Source organism: Rhizobium sp. NZLR8, from assembly GCF_019685025.1.
Classification (GTDB): Bacteria; Pseudomonadota; Alphaproteobacteria; order Rhizobiales; family Rhizobiaceae; genus Rhizobium.
Window position 1 is genome coordinate 39,095 of record NZ_JABDVY010000008.1, and the last position, 23,702, is coordinate 62,796.

Here is a 23,702-nt window from a genome sequence, read left to right on the forward strand (position 1 = left end):
AGCCGCGCCCTTTCCATATCTACTTCAGCGTCTCGGACGCCCTCTTTCTGGCTGCGTCGTCCATCAGCTCATACCACATGGCGTTGAGGACGGCGAAAGCGGCTGCCAGCGGCAGGCCGAGGATCCATGCAAAATACCACATCGTTTCGTCTCCCTTAGTAAGCGTGGCTGTTTTTGTCGGTGACGGATTTCTCGTCGACCTTGCCCCATAGAACTTTGTAGACCCAGGCCGTGTAGGCAAAAATGATCGGCAGGAAGATCGCCGACACCACCAGCATTATGAACAGCGTCATATGGCTGGAGGATGCATCCCAGACCGTGAGGCTCGATCGCGGATCGAGCGAGGAGGGCAGGATGAACGGGAACATCGAGAGGCCAACCGTCGAGATGATGCCGAAGATCGCCACCTTGCTGAAGAGCAGCGTCATTACCTCGCGCCTTGCCCGCATGGCAATGAAGGCCAGAGCCGCGCCCGCAAAGCCGAGGACGGGTGCCGCGATCATCCACGAATGGGCGCTGTAATTGGCAAGCCACGCGCCTTTCTCCAGCGATACGGTCTTCAAGAGCGGATTGGAAGGCCCGATGGTGCTGATATCGCTGGTGATGCGGTAACCGCCAACGCCGATCCACAGGAAGAGGCCGCCAAGCGCGAAAAGCACGATGGCGGCAAGGGCGGCGATGCTGCCATAACCTCTAGCACGCTCGGCAACCGGGCCACTTGCCTTCAGTACCAGCCAAGCTGCGCCATGCATCGTCAGCATGGCTAGGGAAAGCAGGCCGCAGAGCAGCGCATAGGGGTTGAGCAGAGCAAAGAACGAGCCTTCGTAGAAGATCCGCATGTCGTCGGCAAAGCGGAAGGGCACGCCCTGCAGCACATTGCCGACAGCAACGCCGAAGATCAGCGACGGCACGAAGCCTCCGATGAAGAGCGCCCAGTCCCAGCCGGTGCGCCAATTGGCGCTTTCGCGCTTCGACCGGTATTTGAATCCGACGGGGCGTAGGATGAGCGCGAAGAGGATCGCGAACATCGCCAGATAAAAGCCCGAGAAGGAAACCGCATAAAGCGGCGGCCAGGCGGCGAAGATGGCGCCGCCGGCGAGGATCAGCCAGACCTGATTGCCTTCCCAGGTGGCGCCGATGGTGTTGATCGCCACGCGCCGTTCCGTATCGGTCCGGGCGACGAAAGGCAGAAGCGTGCCGACGCCGAGATCGAAGCCGCCCGTCGTCGCAAAGGCGATCAGCAGCACGCCGAGCAGCACCCACCAGATGAGACGCAGGGTGTCGTAATCGAGGAGTTCGTGAAGGATCATGGCGGTCACTCCGCGGCCGGGACGAGGGTTTCGGAAATCAGCACGGCTTCCGGCTCGTCGTCCGGCTCCGGCCCTTGCTTGATCGCCTTGATCATCAGGCTCATCTCGATGACGATCAGCACCGTATAAAGTGCGCCAAAACCGATAATGGTCAGAAGCACGGTGCCGGCACCAAGGCTGGAGACGGCGGCAGCCGTCGGCAGCACGCCTTCGATCACCCATGGCTGACGGCCGAATTCGGCGACGACCCAGCCGAGTTCGATAGCGACAAAGGGCAGGGGGATCGCCAGCACGGCAATCCGCAGAAGCAGTGGATATTTATCGAGATGGCGGCGCGCCGACAGCCAGAAGAAGGTGGCGGTCAAGAGGATGAAGAACATGCCGAGGCCGACCATGATACGGAAGGACCAGAAGAGCGTCGGCACGTGCGGGATCGTGTCCCGCGCGGCCTGAGCGATCTGCTCGTCGGTCGCCTGGCGCGGATCGTCGACATAGCGCTTCAAAAGAAGCCCGTAACCGAGATCATGGCCGAGATCCTCGAAGGAACTACGCACCTCCTGCGCCACCTGATCCTGCGCTGGCGCGGCACGGATCTGCGTCAGTGCATCGTAAGCTTTGATGCCATCGCGGATGCGAGTTTCGGCCTGCTGTTCGAGCTTGTCGATGCCCGGGATCTCTGTTGTCAACGACCGTGTGCCGATCAGCCCCATGACCCAGGGGATGTGCACGGCGAAATGCGTCTCGCGCGCTTCCTGATCCGGGAAGCCGAAGGCGGTGAAGGCAGCCGGAGCGGGCTCCGTCTTCCACATGCCCTCGATCGCGGCAAGCTTCATCTTCTGGTTTTCGGTGGCAAGATAACCGCTCTCGTCGCCGAGCACGACGACGGAGAGCGCCGAGGCGAGGCCGAAGGAGGCGGCGACCGTCATCGAGCGCTTGGCAAGTTCGATATGCCGGCCCTTGAGCACATACCAGGCCGAGACGCCGAGTACGAAGATCGAGGCGCAGACATAACCTGCCGATACCGTATGGACGAATTTCGCCTGGGCGACCGGATTGAAGACCACGTCGAAGAAGCTTGTGATTTCCATGCGCATCGTCTGCGGATTGAGCGCCGATCCCACTGGATTCTGCATCCAGCCATTGGCAATGAGGATCCAGAGGGCCGAGAAGTTCGAGCCGAGCGCCACCGCCCAGGTGGCGACGAGATGGCCGACCTTCGACAGCTTGTCCCAGCCGAAGAAGAACAGGCCGACGAAAGTCGCCTCGAGAAAGAAGGCCATCAGGCCTTCGATTGCCAGCGGCGCGCCAAAGATGTCGCCGACATAATAGCTGTAATAGCTCCAGTTCATGCCGAACTGGAATTCCATGACGATGCCGGTGGCGACGCCGATCACGAAATTGATGCCAAACAGCGTGCCCCAGAATTTCGTCATCTGCCGCCAGATCTGGCGGCCGGTCATGACATAGACGGTTTCCATGATCGCCAAGAGTACGGACAGGCCGAGCGTCAGCGGCACGAACAGGAAGTGGTAAAGCGCCGTCAGTGCGAATTGAAAGCGCGATAGCGCAACGATATCTAGTTCCATTTGTCTTTCTCCCACGGTCCCACGGGGTACGGAGCGTTCCTCAGCGCCGGTCGGCGCCTGAGGGCATGCGATTTGCTCAGTCCGGCCGAAGCCGGTCGAGCGCCTTTTCGAACGCCGCCTCTCCACGGCGCGAAACCTCTAGGATGCGGCCGCCTTCGATGACGGCGATGCGGTCCGCGATAACAGCCTCACGGCGGATATGCGTGGCGATCACTAGCGAGCGGCCTGCCGCCATTGCCGAGAGACGTTGGAGGACATCTCGGGCGGTGGCGCCGTCGAGGCCTTCAGTCGGCTCGTCGAGCAGCCACAGCGGCGTGTCGCGCAGGAAGAGCCGGGCAAGCGCCAAGCGACGCGACTGGCCGCCGGAAAGGCCGAGACCGCCTTCGCCAAGTGACGTATCGATCCCTCGCGGCATGGCCTCAACATCGGCAAGCAGACCGGCCGCGGCGAGCACATCCAGAAGACGGGCCTCGCCTGCTTCCGGGTTCGCAAGGGTGAGATTGCCGCGCAGGCTGTCCTCGAAGAGTTCCGTCCGTTGGGTCAGCAGCGTCGTCGTCATCGCGGCGACGCTTCCCGTCTTCGCCGGCAATTCACCGGAGAGCAGAGCGAGCAGGCTCGACTTGCCGGCGCCGCTGCTGCCGACGACGGCAAGGTGTTCGCCCTGTCGAAGCACAAGTCCTATACCCTCGAGAACCGGTACGGCGGAGTTTTCATGGAAGGCGGACACGTCAGCCAGCGAAAAGGCGTATCCCGGCAGTGGCGGCGCCAATGGTTCGGGAGCCGCCGTGGCGGTCAGCCGCGGCACAATGCGCCTTGCCGCCAGCAACGTCCGCCCAAGTTCCAGAGCACCGCGGCGCAACGCCGTAAAGGGTTCGACTGCCGCGAAGGCGACGAGCAGCCCAAGTGCGGCGACAGGCGCGGTAATCACCTTCGTTTCCGCAAGTGCGGCGACGGCGAGCAGCGATCCCGTCAACAGAAGGGTGGAGACAAGGCCGAAGCCAAATGTCAGGCCGGTCTCGATGCGGTTCAGTCGGTCGTCGGCGCAGGCGGAGTGATGGTCGGCGGCAGCGATTGCCTCTCTCTGCGCGCCAAGCCGGCCGGCCATCAGGATATCGGTCTGACCGGCGACGAGATCGATTGTCCGCGACCGCAGCGCCTCGATGCCATGGGCACGCCGGCGGGCATGTTTGCGCGCCGCGCGGCCGGCGATCAAAGGCAGGCCGAGGCCGGCACCGGCGAGAAAAAGGCCGAAGCACAGGCCGAACAATGGATGCATCAGCCCCAGCACGAGGCTTGCCGCAAGGGTAGCGCCGATCGCCACCGCGGCCGGCACGAGAATGCGGAGATACAGGGAGTCGAGCGCATCGATATCGGCCGTCAGCCGGAAGAGCAGCCTTGCAGGACGATGCAAAAGAGAGCGCGCCGCACCCGGTTCGGCGAAGCCACGAAACAGCCTTTCGCGAAGAGCGGCGAGCACGCCGAGCGTCGCGTCATGGGTCGCAAGCCTTTCACCGTAACGTGCTGCCGTGCGGACAATGGCAAGAAGCCGGATTCCCGCCGACGGCGCAAAGACGTCGAAGGTGATGGCGGCGGCGGAAAGGCCGGCAAGCGACGTGGCGGTGATGAACCAGCCGGATAGGCCGAGCAGGCCGATGCCGGCTGTGACCGTCGTCGCCGAAAGTGCGGCGCCGAGCAGGAGCGCGCGCCGGCGCTCGGCAAAAAACAGACGCAGGACCGGTTTGAGGTCTGCAGCAGATGTGCTCATTCGGCGGCCTCCCTCATCATGATATCGGCGTCGATGCGCATGATGCGATGCATGCGTGCGGCAAGCAGCGGATCATGGGTGGCAACGATCAAAGTGCGACCGTTAGCGAGCGAAAGCAGGCTCTCGGTGATCTCCGCGGCGGTCGCGGCATCGAGATGCGCGGTCGGCTCGTCGGCAAGGATGATCCTCAGATGCGGATTGCAGGCCGCACGCGCGATCGCAAGCCGCAGTGCCTCGCCGCCGGAAAGCCCGATCCCGCCCTCGCCGAGCGGCCGGCTGCCATAGGCTTCGGCCACTTTCCCGAGTCTCGCGGCGTCAAGTGCATCGGCAACATCGCCGCGCAGCACGCCGGGTCTGCCAAGCGCGATATTCCCCGCAATGGTGCCGGCAAAGATATGCGGCTTCTGGCCGATCCACGCCATGCCGCCGCGCAAGAGCGCGGCGGTATCATCCGCAAGCTCGAGGCGGCCGATGACGATGCGGCCGCCGGTGCAGGGCGCCAGCCCCGCCATCAGCGAAAGCAGCGTCGATTTGCCGGAACCGCTGGCCCCGAGAAGCGCCAGATGTTCGCCGGCGGCGATATCGAGGTTGAAATCGCCGAGGATCAACGGTTCGTCGGCGCCATAGCGAAAGGCGAGATTTTCAAGTCGAATGGCCGATGCTTCGGCGACGACAGGTACCGCTGACGCGATTTCGGCTGCTCCTCGAATAGACGGGCCGCCGGCAGTCAGACCGTCCAGCGCCTTCAGCGCTGCTTCGCCGGCCGCCCGATCGTGCCAGACTGCCGAGAGTTCACGCAGCGGCTCGAAGAAGGCCGGCGCCAACAGCAGGATGAACAGGCCCTCGGTCAGGTCGAGCCGGCCGACCCAAGTGCCGAAGCGGATTTCGCCGAGCAGGCTGAAGCCGACATAGACGGCAATCATCGCCACGCCGAGCGCGGCGAAAAGTTCGAGCACGGCCGAGGAGAGGAAGGCGATCTTCAGCACCGCCATGGTGCGCACGCGCAGCGATTGCGCCTCCCGGCGCAGCCGCAGCGCCGTTGCCTCAACCGCATCGAGCCCACGGATCGTCGCCAATCCACGCAGCCGATCGAGCAGGAAACCGTTGAGGCCACCGGTCGCAACGAGTTGTCTTTCGCTGGCCGCCTGGGCGCGCCAGCCGATCAATGCCATGAAGATCGGGATCAGCGGCGCGGCAAACAGCAAAACCAGCGCGGCGATCCAGGAGAGCGGAAAGAGGACGGCAAGAATTATGAGCGGCACAAGGCTCGCCTTTATACGCGCCGGCTGGAACCGGGCGAGATAGGGCACGATGAGTTCGGCCTGCTCGCCAAGCACGCTTGCGGCTTTGCCGGACGCCGGCCTGCCGCGATCGATCGGCGATGATATCGAGAGTGCCGCAGCGGCGGCCCGCCGCCTGCGGCTGAGCTCAGCGCGCGCGACATGAAAGGCTAGGCGGCCGCCAGCCGCGTCGAGGCAGCTCCTTGCAAATCCGAGCAAGAGGATACCCAAGGCTGGCCAGAGGACGTCCTGCAATGCGCCGCCATCGGCGATGCGCCCGACCGAGACTGCCAGCAGCCCGGCCTGAGGAATCCAGATCGCGGCCGCCAATGCCTGCAGCATCGCTGCTCTGCGCAGCCCGTTTTTCGCGTCATTCGGGCCGGTGATGGACGAGACGGTATCGCCGTTCGGCACCGGTTCGGTCTCTCCCCTGTCCGTCGCGTCGAAGAAAGCGGTGCTCATGGCGCTAACTCTTGTTCGCAGGATTCGGCCGGCGGCTGCGGCCGAGCGAAACGACCCGGTCCTTGGCCTCCAGAAACTTTGTCACTTTCGCGCCCAGCGAGAGTAGCGTTGCGAGCCTTTCGGTTTCAAGTTGTTTTACATCTTCATACCAATGCGTCAGCTGCTCGATCAGCGTGTGCATCTCGCTCATCCGCGACTGCGCATGCCGTTCGGCCTCGCTGGCCGGCCGCTGCATCAGGATCTCCCGCAGAACCGACAGCGTCGGATCGACTTCGCGTTTCTTTCGCTCCTCGGCGAGCGTCCGCAATATGAGCCAGACATCGTCGGGCGTGGTGAAGAAATCGCGGCGATCGTCTGGCTTGTGTTTGAGGATAACGAGGTTCCAGGCCTGCAGTTCGCGGAGGCTCATCGACACGTTGGAGCGCGAAATGCCGAGTGAGTCGGCGATCTCCTCGGCGCAGAGCGATGCGGGGGAAACGAAGAGCAGCGCGTAGATCTGGCCGACTGTGCGGTTGATTCCCCAGCGGGAGCCCATTTCGCCGAAGTGGAGAACGAAGGACTGGACAAGAGGCGGCAGGTTCATCGTTGTTTCCGTTGCGTCTGTGATTTCAGAAATTTCTGAAATCACTATACTGACTTTCGCACCTCGCCGACAACCGGCAAGGCGGCCCTGCGTCAATTTGGACGTCCGTTCGTTGATCGTGCGTCAGATATAGCCTGACGCGGCGTGGCTGGATTTGATTTGGGTCAAGTCCGCCGCACTTTGCAGCAATAATGCAGAAACGCCCGGCATTGCGTTGCGCATGCCGGGCGTTCTCATTGGACGGTGACGTGTGGAGGCGGCTGGAGTGCCGTCAGGCTCAGATCAAGCCGGCCAGAATGCCGACGCCGGATATCGCTGCAATACCACCAGCCGCACGCGTGACGAAGACGCCCTGACGTTCGCCGGCGCGGCCGATGACGTAACCAAGGGCGAGGCCGCCGACATGCAGCAATGCGGTCGCCATCATGAAACCGGCGGCATAAGCGGCACCGGCGGCATTCTCCGGCATTTCCGCGCCGTGGGCGTGGCCGTGGAAGATCGCGAAGAGACCGACGACACCCATCGCAACCGCAGTCGGAGCCTTGACGTTGAGGGCAACGATGGCGCCGAGGACGACGACGGAAAGCGCGATGCCGGTCTCAACGAAGGGAACATTGACGCCGGCAACGCCGAGGGCACCGCCGAACGCCATCACCAGAACGAAGGTCGTCGGCACCAGCCAGATGGCGCGACCACCGAGCTGAAATGCGAAAACGCCGACCATCACCATGGCAAGGATATGATCGAGACCGGAAACCGGATGACTGAAGCCATGGATAAAACCGGACGTCTGACCAACACCGGTATGTGCATAGGCGACGGCTGGAAGCGCGGCGGCAGCCAAGGCAAGCAGGCCGCTCTTGAGTGCTGATTTCATGGCTCATTCCCTCGTGAGTTTTCGAATATCCTGCCACCGCCAAACACAGGCACGGCTCCATGTCGCGCGCATCACGCTAGTTCAAAGAATTCGTGCCGTCAACGAAAATGCCATGAAATAGCAAGGCAATTCAATTGCTTATCTGATAGGCAAATGCCGTTTTCGATAGCTTCTCCCGTTAACCCAAGATCCACCTGGAAACCGCCCCGCACAGGGGCTATCAATCATCGGCGGAGACGGCGCAAATGGCCCGCAACGGAGGAGACGCCCATGACGAATATCGAACGGCCGCTGGCGATCAGCGCGCCCGAGCCACGCACGCTCGATCTGATCTTCAACGACAAGGCGCGCGCCGAACTGCATGCGAAATACGAAATCGTCGAGGCCGATCCCGAGAATATCGCCGGGCTCGGTGACGAGATCCTCGCCAGGACACGTTATATCATCGGCCAGCCGCCGCTTTCGGCGGAAACGCTGGCCAGAATGCCGGCCCTGCGCTCGATCCTCAACGTCGAAAGCAATCTTCTCAACAACATGCCCTATGAGGTGCTTTTTGAGCGCGGCATTCATGTCGTGACGACAGGCCAGGTTTTTGCCGAGCCGGTCGCCGAAATCGGTCTCGGCTTCGCGCTGGCCTTAGCGCGCGGCATCGTCGATGCGGATGTCGCTTTCCGCCAGGGCTTCGAACTCTGGGGAGGGGAGGGCAATGCGAGCGCCCGGCTGATCGCCGGTTCCGAGATCGGCATCGTCGGCTTCGGCGATCTCGGCAAGGCGCTGCGCCGGCTGCTGTCCGGCTTCAGGACGCGCGTCAGGGTGTTCGATCCCTGGCTGCCCCGCTCGATCCTCGAGGAAAACGGAGTCGAGCCGGCAAGCCTGGACGATGTTCTGACAAAGAGCGATTTCGTCTTCGTCGTCGCCGCCGTCACCAGCGAAAACAAGGGATTTCTCGGCACCGAGGCCTTCGCCAGCATGCGCAGGGGCGCGGCCTTCATCCTGCTCAGCCGCGCCGACGTCGTCGATTTCGAAGCGTTGATGGCGGCCGTCTCGTCAGGCCAAATCGTCGCGGCAAGCGACGTCTATCCGCAAGAGCCGCTGCCGCCCGATCATCCGGTGCGGAGCCTGAAAGGCTTCATCCGCTCGGCGCACCGGGCCGGAGCGCTCGACAGCGCCTTCAAGAAGATGGGCGACATGGTACTCGAAGACATGGACCTGATGGATCGCGGCCTACCGCCGATGCGCTGCAAGCGGGCGGAACGCGAAACGGTTTCGCGCATGCGTTCTAAACCGGTCGCGGTGAATTAAGCCAGGAGAGGCGCCACCTCAGGCGGCGCGCTGCTCACTTCCCTGGATCGCGGCGAGCTTCCAGTCTGCGCCGGGCTTGCGCACGAAGGTCCAGACCTCAGTGCTTTCGCTCGGGCGGCGATCGTCGCCGGAAACGACGCGGCCGCTGTCGCGTTCGACCATGGCATCGATCGAGGAGTAACGCATGGCGAGAGTCGCATATTCCCCGCCATCTTCGCGCCAGGCCTCGGCGATATCACCCTGCAGCAGCTTGACGTCGGAGACCCGGTTACGCACGCCGTTGGTGGCGTTTTCGCCGAGCTCCTCGGCAAGATAGGACATTGCCTCAGGCGTCGTCAGCTTGCGCAACGTACCGTAGTCTTCGGCACCGTAAGCGGTCTGAACGTCGGTCAGCAATTCCTCGAACTGGTCGAGATCGGCCTGCGCGAGCCCGATCTCGTCGCTCGGGCGGTTGCCGCGCGAGGACGAACCTGAACCGGCAGCCGAGCCAATCGTCGGGACCTGGAAGGACGAGTTGCGTGCTGGCGACATGCCATAGGACTGGCTAAAGGAGCCGCTTTGGCCACCGGCACCGTAGGAAGGCTGGCGGCGGTTAGCGAAATAACGCATGGCGAGCACGATGGCGCCGCCGATCAGCGCGATCTGCAGAAGCATGCCGAGGAAGCCGAAGCCGCCGCCGAAACCGTGACCGAGCAGCATGCCGAGGAGGCCGCCGGCAATCAGGCCGCCGATCATCGAACGGCCAAAGCCGCCGAAGAGACCGGGGCGTTGGGCGCCGAAGGGCTGCTGCGCGGTCGCAGGTGCCGTCGTCTGCGGACGCGGCGTCATCGATCGTTCGATCGGCGCGACGGGGGCGGGCGCGGTTTGGGTGACAGGTGGAGCCTGGAAGGTGCGGGTACCGCGGCTTCCGAAACCGCCGCTGCCGGCCCGGCGCGCTTCTGCATCCTCAAGGGAAGCAAAAACGGTTGCGCTCGTCAGAGCGGCAATTGCCGCGAACTTGGCAAAACGCGAAATGGCACTCGGCATTCCTGATCTCCTGTCATTCGCAGTCACGGCATGTCAGGATAGAATATAGGTACTCTTTCGCAGGTTTGAAGTTTTTTCACCGCCTTACTGGCAGACATCGACCCAGCTGGCGCCGGTCAGCTCGGCCAGCCGCCCGGTCTCGATGCGCACGGCCGAATTCGTCGAGCCGGCCGCGGGCACCACTTCATCGAAGCGTTTCAGCGAGATATCGCAATAGATGGGCAGCGGCGAGGGCAGGCCGAAGGGGCAGACGCCGCCGACCGGATGGCTGGTGACCGCCACCACCTCTTCGGCGTCGAGCATGCGTCCCTTGGCTCCGAACGTGTCCTTGAATTTGCGATTGTCGAGCCTTGCCGTGCCGCCGGCAACGACCAGCATCATCTGCTCGCCGACGCGCAGGCAGATCGTCTTGGCGATCTGGGCGGGCTCGACGCCATGGGCTTCAGCGGCAAGCGCTACCGTCGAGGAGCTCTCGGCGGTTTCGATGATGTCGATATCGGGTGCATGCGCACGCAGGAAAGCGCGGACGGATTCAAGGCTCATGGCCGGATGCTAGCGCATCGGCCCGGAAATCGGAACCGATTTTCGGAAAGCACGATGCGCGGATCGAAAGTGCTGCAGCGTCCCTTGCGCGTCTCGAAGAGCGCGGCGCTGCAGGAGGAAAAGCGCAATTTGCAGCGCAAAAGGCACAGGCCGAAAACCGCCGCTTGCAAGTCGCCCAGACATCGTCATAATAATTTTGCACACGTGCTCAATTTTGTCATTCGGCCGTTACATCGAAGCCTTAGAGCGGACATCGTCACGTTTTCGTGGGGTTTCGGAGCGGCCATCATCAGCAGTGCTGACCCGCCAAGAGGCTTCACACTGCTCTTCTAGGGAGACGAAGAAAATGACCATCTTGCCGACACTGAAATCCCTTGCCGTCGCGGCCGCCATCCTGGCCTCGAGCTCTGCAATTGCGCTCGCCAAGGACGTTCACATTAGCGTCTGGGCTGGCGGCACCGGCCCTAACGACGTCTATCGCCTCGACGCCATCGAGATCGCAGCCCAGCAGCTGCAGCGCGAAGCCGCCCTCAAGGGCGAAGACCTGAAGATCACCGTCGAGAAGAAGCCCTATTCCGCCTGGGAGGACTTCAAGCAGGCGCTGACCCTTGCCGCGGAAGCCAAGACCGCGCCGAACATCGTCGTCAGCGGCCATGAAGACATCGCGCCCTGGTCGCAGGCAGGCCTCATCGTTCCAATCGAGGATTACGTCGATCTCGACTCCTGGCCGCTCAGCGACATCTATGAAAACCTGTTGAAGATCGCCTCTTACAACGGCACCGTCTACGGCATTCCGCAGGATGCCGAGTCCCGTCCGATGTTCTTCTGGAAGCCCTACATGAAGGCGATCGGCTACAGCGACGCCGATCTGGATGCGTTGCCGCAGAGTGTGCAGGACGGCAAGTATACCATGAAGAACCTGCTCGAAGACGCCAAGAAGATGCAGGACAAGGGCCTCGTCCAGCCCGGCTACGGTTTCTATCCCCGCACTAGCAACGGACCTGACTACTGGCAGTTCTACACCAGCTTCGGCGGCACGATGGAAGAAGGCGGCAAGCTCGTTTTCGACAAGGCCGCGATGACCCGCACCTATCAGTTCTTCGCCGATGCTGTGAAATCAGGTGTCACCAAGAAGAACCATATCGGCATGCCGGGCGACCAGTGGTGGAAGGAAGTCGCCACCGGCAAGGCTGGCATCTGGGACGGCGGCACCTGGCACTATGCCCGCCTCGTCAACCAGGAAGGCCTCAAGGACTTCTTCGGCAATGTGATCTTCACGCTGATCCCCGCCGGCGAAGGCGGCAAGGCCAACACGCTGACCCACCCACTGGTCTACCTGCTGACCGCAGGTCACGACAAGGAAGACACCGAGATCGCCGCCCAGCTGGTCAAGATCGCCTCCGAGCCACGCACCAACGCGCTGCATGCGGTCAAATCGGCCCATCTCGGCATCTCAAAGTCGGAATCCACCGTCGACTTCTACTCGGCCGACCGCTGGACCCGCGAAGCCACCGAGCGCCTGCTCCCGCATGCCAATGCGATGCCGAACAATTCCGATTTCGGCAAATACTGGAACATCATGTGGAAGAACCTCGAAGCGTCCTGGACCGGCGCCAAGACCGTCGACGCCGCCGTCGGCGATGCCGAGAGCGAGCTGAAAAGCACGCTCGGCGACAAGATCGTCATTCGCTGAAACAGCCTCCGGGTGACGGCAACCCCGCCGCCCGGTCGGTTCCGCGAGGAGGCCTTCCATGAAATCGTCCAGAACGCTCGGACTGGTGATGATCGCGCCTGCGGCGGTCATGATCATCCTGTTCTTCCTGATGCCGGTGGTTCTGACGGCAGTCTTCTCGATGACCAACATGACGACGGCGACCGGCATTTCCGGCGGCGTCTACCAGATCGCGCCCAACTCCCTGATCGCGCTGAAATCGGCGATGCCCGAGATCGCTGCCGAGATGGCCGAACCGCGCTACACGATCGACGAGGCGGGCCTCACGGCCGTCGAGGGCCTCGGGATGGCGCCGGGAATTGTCGCGGAACTGCGCGCCAAACATATCGGCGAGGTCTTCCCGGCACGCCGCGATGTCGAGCGCATGATCAAGGATCTCGCCGAGCGACCTTCGACACGTGAGGTCAAGCAGACCTCCGAACAGTTCAACCGTTCCGTCCTCAACACCCGCTTCGACAGCAAGGAGCAGCTCTTTTCAGCGCTGGACAATCTGGGTTTCAAGCTGACGCCGGAGCAGAAGGAAATCGTCGCCAAGACCACCTATACCGGCTGGACTTGGACGACCGAGAATTTCTCACGCATGGCCAGTTCGCCCGACATGGCGCGTGTGCTTTTCAATACCGTGCTCTATGTCGCGCTGGTGCTGACGCTCTTCAATGTCGGTTATGCCCTGCTGCTTGCCATCTGGACACATTATATGCCGCCGACGCCTGCCTCGATCTTTCGCGGCATCTGGCTCCTGCCGCGCATCACGCCCGTCGTCATCTACGTGCTGCTGTGGAAGTGGCTCGCCTGGGACAGCGGCTTCATCTCTATTTTGATGGGCAAGTTCGGCTACCTCCCGAAGAACTACCTGCTCGACACCGCCTATAATGCCTGGTTCTTCGTCGTGTTGATCAACGGCTTCATCGGCGCTTCGATGGGAATGCTGGTGTTTTCCTCGGCAATGAAAGCCATTCCGAAGAGCCAGTTCTACGCGAGCGAGGTCGACGGCGCCTCGCGCTGGCAGCAGATCCGCTACATCATCCTGCCGCAGATGCGCTGGCCGATCCTCTTCGTCACCTGCTACCAGACGCTGTCGCTGCTGGCGTCGTTCAATGAAATCCTGCTTGCCACCAATGGCGGGCCGGGCAACGCCACCGAGGTATGGGCGCTTGCGGCCTATCACACCGCGCTCCGGAATTATGCCGGCAATCTCGAATACGGGCTGGGCGCGGCCATGGCGCTGGTGCTCGTCGTCATCGGCGTGACGCTGTCGCTCCTCTATCTGCGCGTCTTCAACTACGGCACGCTTGTCGCCAAGCCCCTGATCGAGGATTGACCATGGCCGAACGCTCGCAGCCCTCGGCAAACTACCGCAGTTGGCCTGTCATAACGGCGCTGACCATCGTCAGCCTGCCGCTGCTGCTGATGTATGTCTATCTGTTTCTCGACACCGTGACGGTGAAACAGCCGGATGCCTTGCTGCCCTCCGGTTTGACACTTAATCACTGGCGCTTCCTGTGGCAGACGACGGCGGGCAAGGCGAACATCTGGCAGGTGACGCTGAATACGCTGCTGTTTTCAGCCTGCACCACCAGCCTGGTGCTCATCATCTCGTCGATGGCCGGTTATGTGCTGTCACGGCTGAATGTGCCGGCGCGCGGCTTCTTCCTCGCCGGTGTCATGGTGCTGCACGCCTTCCCGTCGGTGACGCTGATCATCGCCATCTTCATCGTGCTGCAGATGATCGGCCTCTATAACTCACTGATCGGCGTCATCCTGGTGAAGGCGGCGATCGACCTGCCGCTCGGCATCTGGCTGATGAAGGGCTTTTACGACACCGTGCCGTGGGAAATCGAAATGGCCGGCGTCGTCGACGGCGCTTCGCGTTTTCGGGTCTGGCGCAGCCTCGTGCTGCCGCAGGTCAAACCCGGCATCATGGCGCTCGGCCTGTTCTCTTTCCTCGCCGGCTGGGGCGAGTTCATCCTGCCGCAGGTGCTGGCGCCGGGCAATCAGGTGCAAGTGCTGTCGGTCTATCTCGCGGGCTTCCTCGCCGACGACAACAATTACGATTTCAATATGTTCAAGGCGGTCGGCCTCTTCTATCTCATCCCGGTGCTGATCGCTTATGCACTCTTCAACAAGTATCTCATGAACATCTACGGCGGCGGGAGCAAAGGCTGATGCGCATCCTTCTCGACAATTTTTCGAAGAGCTTCGGCTCCACCAAGGTCATCGAGAACATGCAGCTCGAAGTCGGCAACGGCGAGATGCTGGCGCTGCTTGGCCCTTCCGGCTGCGGCAAATCGACGACACTTTTTTCGGTCTGCGGCATCCACCGGCCGACCAGCGGACGCATCCTCTTCGGCGACCGTGACGTTACGGACCTGCCGAGCCAGGCCCGCAATGTCGGCGTCGTCTTCCAGTCCTATGCGCTCTATCCGCACATGACGGTTGCCGAGAACATCGGTTTTCCCCTGAAGGTGAAGGCCGTCAACGCTGCCGAAATCCGCAAGGAGGTCGAGCGCATTTGCGGGCTCGTCCATATCAGCAATCTTATGGAACGCCGCCCGGCGCAGCTTTCTGGCGGCCAGCAGCAGCGTGTTGCGCTGGCGCGAGCGCTGATCCGCAAGCCCGACGTGCTGCTGCTCGACGAGCCACTTGCCAATCTCGACGCCAAGCTGCGTCTCGAAATGCGCTCGGAAATCCGCCGCCTGCAGCGCGAAACCGGCATTACCGCCATTCTCGTTACCCACGATCAGGTGGAAGCGATGAGCATGTGCGACCGCATCGCCATCATGAAGGAAGGCGAGATCGTCCAGATCGCCACGCCGGCCGAGATGTACAATGATCCGAAAACCGCCTTCGTCGCCGGCTTCCTCGGCAATCCGCCGATCACCTTCCTGCGCGGCGTCGTGGACAGGGGCGCCTTCGCAATCCCGGAAAGCCAGATTCGGGTGCCATTGCCAGGCTCCGTCGGTGCCGCCGAGGGCACGAAGCTGATGCTCGGCGTCCGGCCGGAGCACTTCACCCCGGCGGGCGACGTCCCCGTCTCCGGCAAGGTCACCTTCGCCGAAACGCAGGGTCGCGAGAACCTCTACGACGTGGCGCTTGCCGGCGGGCCGCTGCTGCGCTCGATCCAGCCGGTGCGCAGCGACATCCATGTCGGCGACGATGTCCGCTGGGCGATCGACAGCCGCGGCGTCTTCGTCTTCGACGAACATGGCAGGAGGCTCTGATGACCCGCGATTTCCAGGCATTTTTCACCCGTCACGGCTGGCCGACGGCCAAGGGCCATCTTCCCTTCTGCATTGGCCATCGCGGCGCCAGCGGCCATGAACGCGAGAACACGATCGCTGCCTTCCGCCGCGCCGCCGAACTCGGCGCTGAGATGTGGGAGCTGGACACGCAGCTGACCCGGGACGGCGTCGTCGTCGTCTCGCATGACGACCATCTGGAGCGTGTCTTCGGCATCGACCGCCGCATTTCCGAAATGACGGCGGCCGAACTCGCAGCCCTCGACGGCGTCGACGTGCCGAGTTTTTCGGAGGTGGCTGCACTCGGCCGCGAGACTGGAACCGGTCTCTATGTCGAGCTTAAGGCGCCCAGGACCGGCATGCTCTGCTGGCGGCATCTTGCCGAGATGAACCAGCGTTTTGCCTGCCTCGGCTCCTTCGATACGGCGCAGGTGCGCGAACTCCGCGACGCGGCCTGCGACTTCCCGCTTTCGGTACTGATCCGCGTCGGCCACGATCCACATGGGCTCGGCGACGAGGCCGGCGCCGATATCCTGCATCTCTGCTGGGAGAGGGCAGGTGAGCGGCCGCAGGATCTGGTGACCGAAGCGCTGATGCACCGCGCTTTCGAGGCGGGCCGCGAGATCGTGCTCTGGCACGAGGAGCGGCGGACCATTCTTAATGACATCATGAAACTTCCGGTTCTCGGCATCTGCACGGATCTGCCCGATCTGATGCGGCCGTCGGCGGTTGAGGAAAAAACAGTTGGCAGACAGGGATAAGGGACCGCGCAAGGTAACCTCCTTCGACGTGGCGCGTGTGGCCGGTGTCTCGCGCGCCGCGGTGTCGCGCGCCTTCACGCCCGATGCCAGCGTCTCGCCAAAGACACGCGAGAAGGTGTTTGAAGCCGCCAAGGAACTCGGCTATCGGGTGAACTATCTTGCTCGGAGCCTGACCAACAAACGCTCCGATCTCGTCGGCCTCGTCGCCGCCGGCCTCGACAATCCGTTCCGCACGCTGCAGATCGAGAACCTGGCAAGGGTGCTGATCGCCCGCAATTTCCGCCCCATCCTGCTGCCGACCTCGCAGGAGGCGGATACGTCGACGGTCATTGGCCAACTGCTGCACTACGCCGTCTCAGGCGTCATCGTCACCTCGGATGCCCCGCCAACCGAAATCTGCGAGCAATGTGCGGCCGAAGGCGTGCCGATCGTGCTCATCAACAAGGGCAACGACATCCCGTTCGTCGACCGCATCATCTCCGACGATCGCATGGCCGGCCATCTCGCCGCCAGCCATCTGATCGGCTGCGGTGTGCAGAGGCCCGCCGTCATGGCGGCTCCTGCCATATCCTATACGGCGCGGCGGCGCAGCGAGGCGTTCCTTGCGCGCTGCAAGCAGCTCGGCACCGAGGCGCAGTTCCTGCAGCTCAGGGTCAACGACTACAAGAGCGGCTATGATGCCGCAGCCGAACTCGCCGCATCCGGCATCGACGGTTTGTTCTGCGCCAATGACTACATGGCCTGCGGCGTGCTCGACCGTGTCATGCAGGGCCGCGGCCGCGATGATGCACCGCCGCTCTCCATCATCGGTCACGACGACATTCCACAGGCAAGCTGGGCCGCCTACGACCTCACGACCATCCGCCAACCCTGCGACATTCAGGCCGCACAGACGGTCGACCTGCTGATCAGCCGGATGGCCGAGCCGGATTTGACGGCGCGTGTCGAATTCACGCCGGTGACACTGATAAAAAGAAGGACCGCCTGATGAATTCCGCATTCGACGCCGCTGCCATCCACGCCCGTGCTGAGGTCGCGATCGCCATCGCCCTCGAGGTCGGACGGCAAGCGGCCCGGTTTCGGCGCGACTCGAACTCCGGCACGCTGGCCGTCGAGAACAAGGGATTGCAGGACTTCGTCACCATCGCCGACAGGAAGGCCGAACAGGCGATCCGCGATGGGCTGCTCTTACGCTTTCCGGGCGATACGTTCATGGGCGAAGAGAGTGGCGGGCGATCGAGCGAGGCCGGCACCTGGGTCGTCGATCCGATCGACGGCACGACCAACTATATCAGGGGCTTCCGGCATTGGGGCGTCTCGATCGCCTTCGTCGTCGCCGGCAAGGTCGAAATCGGCGTGGTCTACGATGCCACCGAGGACAAGGTCTTTCACGCCGTCCGCGGCGGCGGCGCCTTCAAGGACGGAATTCCTGTCCATGCAGCGGCGACCGCCGATCCCGCCAATGCGCTCGTCATTCTCGGCCATTCCCGCAAGACGAGTTTTGACGACCATCTTGCGCTCTCCAAGCGGCTCCACGAACGCGGCATGGACTATCGCCGCACAGGCGCGGCCGCCATCGATCTCGTTCGCGTCGCCGAGGGTGCTGCCGATCTCTATTACGAACGCCATCTCAATGCCTGGGACATGCTCGCCGGCGCGCTGATCGCCGAAGAGGCCGGCGCCACGGTGGCGATGCCGCCGGTCGACAGGCTGCTTGCGGATGGCGGACCGGTCATCGCCCACTCACCGGGGCTGGCCGGCGAATTCGCCTTCATCCTCGACATCGAGGGGCTCACGCCCAACGGTTAATCCGCCATGCGTCGGCGCCAGGCGCGTTCGGTCGCCGGTGCCTCGTCGGTGGTGATCTGGTCCGGCTTCAGGGCCATCAGCGCCTGGAAGTTCCGCCATTCCTCTTCGCTGAAACCGGCCGCCGGATCCTTCAAGGTAAAGGTCCAGGCATCGACCCGTTTGCCTTCGTCCTGGCAGAGCGCGATCATATCGAGACCTCCATTGGCGGCGGCAAGGATCAGCGGCCAGTGGAGATAGACCGTGTCCGGTTCGGTCGGGCCGCGCAGATCGGCGCGCAATGCCGTCTCGACAGCCTTCCAGCCGCTGGCGTTCCCGATATCGTAGAGCTTGTCGGTCGGATCGATGCCGCGCAAGAGATGCGGAAGCTTCTCCTTGACCGCGACGATCAGGTCGAGACTGCCGCCGCTGACGATCACCGAGGCGGCGATATCCCGGAAATGCTCGGCAAGATGCTCGATGCCGCCGGCGCCGATCGCTTCGAAATCGTCCTTCATGTCGAATTGCAGCAGTGCGGCCGGATGCGTCGATTGCATCATGGCGGCGAGATCCTCGCTCAGGATGAGCGGCCGGCCGCCCTCCTGCATCCTGATATCCCGGAGGTCGGCGAGGCTCTTCTCAACGATCGGCCCATATCCTGTCGTTTCGCCTTCGAGATCTTCGTCGTGCAGCACGACGAAACCGCCATCGGCGCGCACCCGCAAATCGAGTTCCATCGAGGCACCTGCTGCAAATCCCTCCGCCATGACCTCGGCGGAAAACAGCGGATCGGCAAAGCGTTTGCGCAGCCGGTGCCATTTCAGACGGGTGCGATGTCCCTCATGTGAAATCTCCAGGCCCTGCGCATCCAGCAATCTCGTCATCTGCACAAATCTCCGCGATGCTACTCTCCTGCCTTGACGCGCCGTGATTATCAAGGGCCGGATACGGCTTTCAGCGGCAGTAGGCCTCGCATATCGCCTCCGCAGCGGCGGCGACATCCGTGGGATAACCGGCCTGCCTGAGGGCGGCGCCATAGGCCACGACGTTCGACAGCACCGCCTGGAATGCGGCGCGCGGACCTGTATGGTTCAGCCGGACGAGGCGGGCCGGCGCGGTTCCCACACCTTCGGTCAGCTCCACTCCCAGCCGCCCCGCGGCGGCGATCAGCGCATCAGGCGCCAGTGCCTTCGGCATCGGCACCGCCGTCACCAGGTTCGAAGCTTTGGCTGCCGGCACCCAGACCCCCACGCCGAGCGCTGCAAGCCCCGCCCGTGTTGCCGATGCTGCCAGTGCATGGCGGGCGACGACATTCTCCAGGCCTTCGGCCTCGATGCGGTCGAGTGCGGTTTCGAGCGCGAAGAATTCCAACGGCGCCGGCGTTCCCGGCAGGCCGCGCCGTCCGCCGTCGACCCAGGTCTTCAGATCGGCCAACGACAGGATCGAATCGCGCGGCGCGCCATCGCTCAGAATGAGGCCCCAGGCGCGCCGGCTGATCGAGAGCGCCGAGACGCCCGCTGGACCGCCAAGCGCCTTCTGCGCACCGATCACCGCGATGTCGATGCCGAGATCGTCGACGTCGAGCCGATGGCCGCCGATCGAGGCGACCGCATCGACGACGGTGACGATGCCGCGGGCACGCGCAAGCGCCAGTATCTCAGGGAGGGGGTTGAGAATGCCGCTTGCCGATTCCGCATGAACCAGGGCGAGCACATCGATAGACGGGCCGGCTTCCAGCGCCTCGGCGATCGCCTCGATCTCCGTCGGCCGCCCTGGTTCGGCGATGATATCCTTGACCGCAGCACCACCTCGCCGCAGCCATTGCCCGAACCAGCCGCCATAGGGGCTGGTGACGATGTTGAGCGCCGTAAGGCCCGGACGGGCAAGGCTGACCGCCGCCGCCTCCAGCGCCACCATCGCCTCTGCCTGCACCAGCAATATGTCGTTGCCGCTGCTCAAGATGCTGCCAATTCTGTCGGCAAGAACGGCATAGCGCTCTGGTGGATAGGAGGGCGCGCCATGCAGGGGATTCCAACCAAGATCGGACATGGATACTTCCTTCAAGATGGATCCGTGACGAGACGGGGGACAGCGGCAACAAGCGCGCGGGCGGCATCGGATTGCGGCGCGGCAACGACCGCCGCTGCCGGGCCGATCTCGACGATCCGCCCGCCTTCCATGACGGCGATGCGGTGGGAGACGGCGCGGACCACGGCAAGATCGTGCGAAATGAACAAACAGGCAATGCCCTGTTCCTTCTGCAGATCGACCAGAAGTTCGAGGATCCTGCCGCGCACGGTGACGTCGAGTGCCGAGACCGCTTCGTCGAGCACAAGCAACGAGGGCCGTGTCGCAATCGCCCGCGCGATCGCCACACGCTGTCGCTGGCCGCCGGAGAGCGCACGAACGGGACGAGTGGCATAATCTGCAGCCAGACCGACACGCTCGAGAAGCATGGCGATCTCGCCGGGGCGCTGGTCTTTCGGGACGACGCCATGGATGCGCAACGGATCATCGAGGACAGTGCCGACAGTCGCCAGCGGATTGAAGGCCGCCAGCGGATCCTGGAACACTATCTGCATGCGCGCCCGCTTGCGGCGCAAAGTCGCGCCATTCAGCGTTAGCCAATCCTCTCCCTCGAAGCGGATCGAGCCGGCATCGGCCGCAAGAAGCCGCAGCAGGATGCGCGACAGCGTCGATTTCCCGCTGCCGGAAGCGCCGACGAGCCCGAGTGTTTCGCCGGCCGCAATCGTCAGCGACACGTTGTCGAGGGCGGCAACCCGACGCCCTGCGGAAGAAAACCCTTTCGCCAGGTTTTCGACGGACAGCAGGGTATCATTCATGACGGCACCTCCGCGATCAGCGGCGGTGTCGCGAGGTCGCGGTGGCTGGCGATGAGCGCGGCGGTATAAACGCTTTTCGGCGCCGAAAGCACTGAACGGACCGGTCCCGCCTCGACCAGCCTCGCGTCGCAGAAAACCGCGATGCGATCGACGAAGCCGGAGGCAAGGGCGATGTCGTGCGTGATGAAAAGCAGCGTCATGCCGTCCTCGCGAACCAGCCCGTCGAGCAGGCGGACGATCTCGGCCTGGACGACGACATCGAGCGCGCTGGTCGCTTCGTCGGCGATCAGCAGCGCTGGTTTCGCGGCAATGGCTGCGGCGATCGCCACGCGCTGGCGCTGACCGCCGGAAAGCTGATGCGGAAAAGCCCGCATCACCTTGTCGGGCTGCGGTATCCGCACCCGCCCAAGCAGCTCTTCGGCCCTGATATAGGCCTGTTTCCAGCTGACGCCGAGATGGCGCCTCGCGCCTTCGGCGACCTGTTCGCCGACCGTCAGCACGGGATTGAGGCTCGCGCCCGGATCCTGGAAGACGAAGCCGAAATCGCGACCAGGGCGGGGCGGATGGCCAAGCCCAGGCCAAAACACCTCGCCGCCAACTCTCGTTCCCTCCGGCAGCAGGCCGGCGAGCGCGCGGGCGACGGTGCTCTTGCCGGAGCCGCTTTCGCCGATGATCGCAAGCCTTTCGCCTGTAGCGATATCGAGATCGATATGGTCGAGCGCGGCAGCACTGTTCCTGCCGCGCCCGTAGGTGACCGAAAGCTGCCGCAGGCTGCAGAAAACGCCGTTCATGCCGCCCTCACGCCGTCATCGCCAAGCGCCTTGCTAATACCTTCGCTGAAGAGATGGACGCCGAGCACGGTGACGGCGAGTGCCGCCCCCGGTAGGACCGAGAGATAGGAGGCCGAACGCAGCACACTGCGGCCCTCGGCGATCATCGAGCCCCAGGTGGCGATATTGGGATTGCCAAGACCAAGAAAGGAAAGTGCTGCCTCGGTGAGAATTGCGCCGGCGACAATGGTGGCCGACAGCGCCAGCACCGGCGGCAAAGCGTTCGGCAGGATCTCCCGGAAGGCGATCTCGGCCGGATGCATGCCGATCACCCTTGCAGAGGCGACGTAATCCTGCTCGCGGATCGCCAGCACCTGCGCTCTCGTCAGCCGCGCCGGATCGGCCCATGTGCCAAGCGCGATGGCAAGGACGACGACAGGCATCGAGACCCCGATGGTGCTGACGAAGGCAAGGGCGAGCAGAAAGCCCGGCACGATCTGGAAAGCGTCGACCACGCGCATCAGCGCCTCGTCGACGATCCCGCCGGCAAAACCGGCCGCCATGCCGACGCAGAGGCCAAGCAGCATGGCCGAAAACGCTGCCGCAAGGCCGACGGCAAGCGAGGTTCGCGCACCATAGAGTAAGCCCGCCACCACGTCGCGGCCAAGCCGGTCGGTGCCAAGCGGAAAACCTGGATCGGTGAATGGCTGAAGCAGCGCCCGGCCGGCAATTCTCAGCGGATCGCCCGGCGAAATGATCGGAGCAAGCAGCCCAACCGCAAGCAGGACGAGAAGGATCACAAGCCCGACCGCGCCTTCCGGCGTGCTGAGGAGGCGGCGGAGACGGCTCATGCATTGCCCTCCGAAGCGCCGATGCGCGGATCGAGCGCGGCATAGACGAGATCGACGAGAAAGTTGACCGAAATAACGAGGACGGCACTGGTAACGATAATACCCATCAACAGCGGCGCGTCGCGGCCGTTGACCGCCTCCTGCGCCAGCCGCCCGAACCCGGGAATAGCAAAGACGCTCTCGATCACCACGCTGCCGCCGAGCATGGCCGCCGATTGTAGCCCGAGCATGGTGACGAGCGGCAGCAGCGCATTGCGCGCCACGTGGCGTAGCACGATGCGACTGCGCGACAGACCTTTGGCGCGGGCAAAGAGCACGAAATCCAGCTTCCAGGCCTCCGCCATGCCGGCGCGCATCACCCGCAGGAACAGGGCGAGATAGATCAAGGCGAGCGCGCCGACCGGCAGGACCAGATGATCGGCAATGTCGAGCGCGCGCGACAATCCTGTCTTGCCGGAAGCGATCGTCTCGATGCCGGCGATCGGAAACCAGCGCAGCGTCACCGAAAAGGCGATGCTCAGAACCAGGCCGAGCCAGAAGCTCGGAATGGCGTAGACAATCAGCGAACCGATCGACAGCAATCGGTCGCGAAGGGTGCCCGGCCGGGCGCCGGCAAGGATACCGAGCGCCGAGCCCAAGCCGAAAGACAGCGCGGTGGCGCTGCCCATCAACAGCAGCGTGTTGGGCAGGCGTTCGGCAATTAGTGCGCCGACCGGCCGCCCGAAGGCCACCGACCAGCCGAGATCGAGCCGGGCAAGCGAGGAAAGATAGAGCCACAGGCGCGCGAGCACGGACCGGTCGAGGCCATAGCTTTCGCGCAGCGACTGCCTGAGTGCCGCATCGCCGCCCCCGATCGAGCCAAGATAGGCGTCGACGGCATCGCCCGAAGCGGATTCGAGCAGCAAAAAGGTGAAGATCACCACGATCAGCAGCACCGGAATACTGCTGATCGCCCTGCGCCTCAGGAGGATGATTGCACGTTTCACG

23 protein-coding genes are annotated in these 23,702 nt (G+C 63.4%); 8 read left to right on the forward strand and 15 right to left on the reverse strand.

From position 1 onward, the window contains the following. Positions 1 to 19 precede the first annotated feature (19 nt). The 7 genes from cydX to HJB89_RS18550 all read right to left on the reverse strand — a co-directional run bounded on the left by cydX (position 20) and on the right by HJB89_RS18550 (position 7,863). The gene (gene cydX / locus HJB89_RS18520; RefSeq protein WP_207585873.1) at positions 20 to 142 is read right to left on the reverse strand and encodes a cytochrome bd-I oxidase subunit CydX; all 123 of its coding nucleotides are present in this window, start codon (positions 140 to 142) and stop codon (positions 20 to 22) included. 13 nt (positions 143 to 155) lie between these two features. After that, positions 156 to 1,310, reverse strand: coding sequence for a cytochrome d ubiquinol oxidase subunit II (gene cydB / locus HJB89_RS18525; protein WP_207585874.1), 1,155 nt, complete (start codon positions 1,308 to 1,310; stop codon positions 156 to 158). A 5-nt stretch (positions 1,311 to 1,315) separates the two neighbouring features. Further along, positions 1,316 to 2,896 carry a cytochrome ubiquinol oxidase subunit I gene (locus HJB89_RS18530; protein ID WP_207585875.1) on the reverse strand — a complete coding sequence of 527 codons (1,581 nt, stop codon included), beginning with the start codon at positions 2,894 to 2,896 and terminating at the stop codon, positions 1,316 to 1,318. Positions 2,897 to 2,972: 76 nt separating this feature from the next. Continuing rightward, the gene (locus HJB89_RS18535; RefSeq protein ID WP_221116210.1) at positions 2,973 to 4,661 is read right to left on the reverse strand and encodes an amino acid ABC transporter ATP-binding/permease protein; all 1,689 of its coding nucleotides are present in this window, start codon (positions 4,659 to 4,661) and stop codon (positions 2,973 to 2,975) included. Beyond that, positions 4,658 to 6,403: a thiol reductant ABC exporter subunit CydD gene (cydD, locus tag HJB89_RS18540; protein WP_221150360.1), complete on the reverse strand. Its 1,746-nt coding sequence runs from the start codon at positions 6,401 to 6,403 to the stop codon at positions 4,658 to 4,660. Before cydD ends, HJB89_RS18535 begins: the two co-directional genes overlap by 4 nt. A 4-nt stretch (positions 6,404 to 6,407) precedes the next feature. Next, entirely contained in the window at positions 6,408 to 6,986 is a 579-nt protein-coding gene (locus HJB89_RS18545) for a GbsR/MarR family transcriptional regulator (RefSeq protein ID WP_207585878.1), read from the reverse strand. Positions 6,987 to 7,263: 277 nt separating this feature from the next. Then, complete coding sequence (locus HJB89_RS18550; RefSeq protein ID WP_221150361.1) at positions 7,264 to 7,863, reverse strand: HupE/UreJ family protein; 600 nt, start codon at positions 7,861 to 7,863, stop codon at positions 7,264 to 7,266. Between the two features lie 270 nt (positions 7,864 to 8,133). Here HJB89_RS18550 and HJB89_RS18555 point away from each other — a divergent pair, with 270 nt between their 5' ends. Continuing rightward, positions 8,134 to 9,165 carry a hydroxyacid dehydrogenase gene (locus HJB89_RS18555; protein WP_221116207.1) on the forward strand — a complete coding sequence of 344 codons (1,032 nt, stop codon included), beginning with the start codon at positions 8,134 to 8,136 and terminating at the stop codon, positions 9,163 to 9,165. An 18-nt stretch (positions 9,166 to 9,183) separates the two neighbouring features. Here HJB89_RS18555 and HJB89_RS18560 read toward each other — a convergent pair whose 3' ends face one another. Beyond that, positions 9,184 to 10,191 carry a Tim44 domain-containing protein gene (locus tag HJB89_RS18560; RefSeq protein ID WP_221150362.1) on the reverse strand — a complete coding sequence of 336 codons (1,008 nt, stop codon included), beginning with the start codon at positions 10,189 to 10,191 and terminating at the stop codon, positions 9,184 to 9,186. An 84-nt stretch (positions 10,192 to 10,275) separates the two neighbouring features. Continuing rightward, positions 10,276 to 10,734, reverse strand: a complete 459-nt coding sequence (locus tag HJB89_RS18565; RefSeq protein WP_054184262.1) for a YbaK/EbsC family protein — start codon at positions 10,732 to 10,734, stop codon at positions 10,276 to 10,278. A 346-nt stretch (positions 10,735 to 11,080) separates the two neighbouring features. Here HJB89_RS18565 and HJB89_RS18570 point away from each other — a divergent pair, with 346 nt between their 5' ends. From HJB89_RS18570 to HJB89_RS18600, 7 genes are read left to right on the forward strand one after another with little or no spacing between them, the layout of a single operon-like run. After that, positions 11,081 to 12,427, forward strand: a complete 1,347-nt coding sequence (locus tag HJB89_RS18570) for an extracellular solute-binding protein (protein ID WP_221150363.1) — start codon at positions 11,081 to 11,083, stop codon at positions 12,425 to 12,427. Between the two features lie 58 nt (positions 12,428 to 12,485). Beyond that, positions 12,486 to 13,787, forward strand: coding sequence for a carbohydrate ABC transporter permease (locus HJB89_RS18575; RefSeq protein WP_207585884.1), 1,302 nt, complete (start codon positions 12,486 to 12,488; stop codon positions 13,785 to 13,787). A gap of 2 nt (positions 13,788 to 13,789) precedes the next feature. Beyond that, entirely contained in the window at positions 13,790 to 14,632 is an 843-nt protein-coding gene (locus HJB89_RS18580; protein WP_207585885.1) for a carbohydrate ABC transporter permease, read from the forward strand. After that, the gene (locus HJB89_RS18585) at positions 14,632 to 15,687 is read left to right on the forward strand and encodes an ABC transporter ATP-binding protein (protein ID WP_221150364.1); all 1,056 of its coding nucleotides are present in this window, start codon (positions 14,632 to 14,634) and stop codon (positions 15,685 to 15,687) included. Before HJB89_RS18580 ends, HJB89_RS18585 begins: the two co-directional genes overlap by 1 nt. Then, complete coding sequence (locus HJB89_RS18590; RefSeq protein WP_221116200.1) at positions 15,687 to 16,466, forward strand: glycerophosphodiester phosphodiesterase; 780 nt, start codon at positions 15,687 to 15,689, stop codon at positions 16,464 to 16,466. Before HJB89_RS18585 ends, HJB89_RS18590 begins: the two co-directional genes overlap by 1 nt. Next, positions 16,450 to 17,454, forward strand: a complete 1,005-nt coding sequence (locus tag HJB89_RS18595) for a LacI family DNA-binding transcriptional regulator (RefSeq protein ID WP_221116199.1) — start codon at positions 16,450 to 16,452, stop codon at positions 17,452 to 17,454. The genes HJB89_RS18590 and HJB89_RS18595 overlap by 17 nt, the downstream gene beginning before the upstream one ends. Then, the gene (locus HJB89_RS18600; RefSeq protein ID WP_221150365.1) at positions 17,454 to 18,275 is read left to right on the forward strand and encodes an inositol monophosphatase family protein; all 822 of its coding nucleotides are present in this window, start codon (positions 17,454 to 17,456) and stop codon (positions 18,273 to 18,275) included. The genes HJB89_RS18595 and HJB89_RS18600 overlap by 1 nt, the downstream gene beginning before the upstream one ends. On the opposite strand, the gene HJB89_RS18605 is transcribed toward HJB89_RS18600, so the two are convergent. The 6 genes from HJB89_RS18605 to HJB89_RS18630 form a co-directional block, all read right to left on the reverse strand. Beyond that, positions 18,272 to 19,135: a glycerophosphodiester phosphodiesterase family protein gene (locus HJB89_RS18605; RefSeq protein WP_207585890.1), complete on the reverse strand. Its 864-nt coding sequence runs from the start codon at positions 19,133 to 19,135 to the stop codon at positions 18,272 to 18,274. The two genes, HJB89_RS18600 and HJB89_RS18605, sit on opposite strands and share 4 nt — an antisense overlap. 70 nt (positions 19,136 to 19,205) lie before the next feature. Beyond that, on the reverse strand, positions 19,206 to 20,300 hold the full coding sequence (locus tag HJB89_RS18610; RefSeq protein WP_207585891.1) for an alanine--glyoxylate aminotransferase family protein: 1,095 nt from the start codon (positions 20,298 to 20,300) through the stop codon (positions 19,206 to 19,208). An 11-nt stretch (positions 20,301 to 20,311) separates the two neighbouring features. Beyond that, complete coding sequence (locus HJB89_RS18615; RefSeq protein ID WP_207585892.1) at positions 20,312 to 21,094, reverse strand: ABC transporter ATP-binding protein; 783 nt, start codon at positions 21,092 to 21,094, stop codon at positions 20,312 to 20,314. Continuing rightward, positions 21,091 to 21,885 carry an ABC transporter ATP-binding protein gene (locus HJB89_RS18620; RefSeq protein ID WP_207585893.1) on the reverse strand — a complete coding sequence of 265 codons (795 nt, stop codon included), beginning with the start codon at positions 21,883 to 21,885 and terminating at the stop codon, positions 21,091 to 21,093. Before HJB89_RS18620 ends, HJB89_RS18615 begins: the two co-directional genes overlap by 4 nt. Then, positions 21,882 to 22,715: an ABC transporter permease gene (locus HJB89_RS18625; protein WP_207585894.1), complete on the reverse strand. Its 834-nt coding sequence runs from the start codon at positions 22,713 to 22,715 to the stop codon at positions 21,882 to 21,884. Before HJB89_RS18625 ends, HJB89_RS18620 begins: the two co-directional genes overlap by 4 nt. Next, a complete protein-coding gene (locus HJB89_RS18630; RefSeq protein WP_207585895.1) occupies positions 22,712 to 23,701 on the reverse strand; it encodes an ABC transporter permease in 990 nt (329 codons plus the stop codon). The genes HJB89_RS18625 and HJB89_RS18630 overlap by 4 nt, the downstream gene beginning before the upstream one ends. Between the last annotated feature and the right edge of the window lies 1 nt (position 23,702).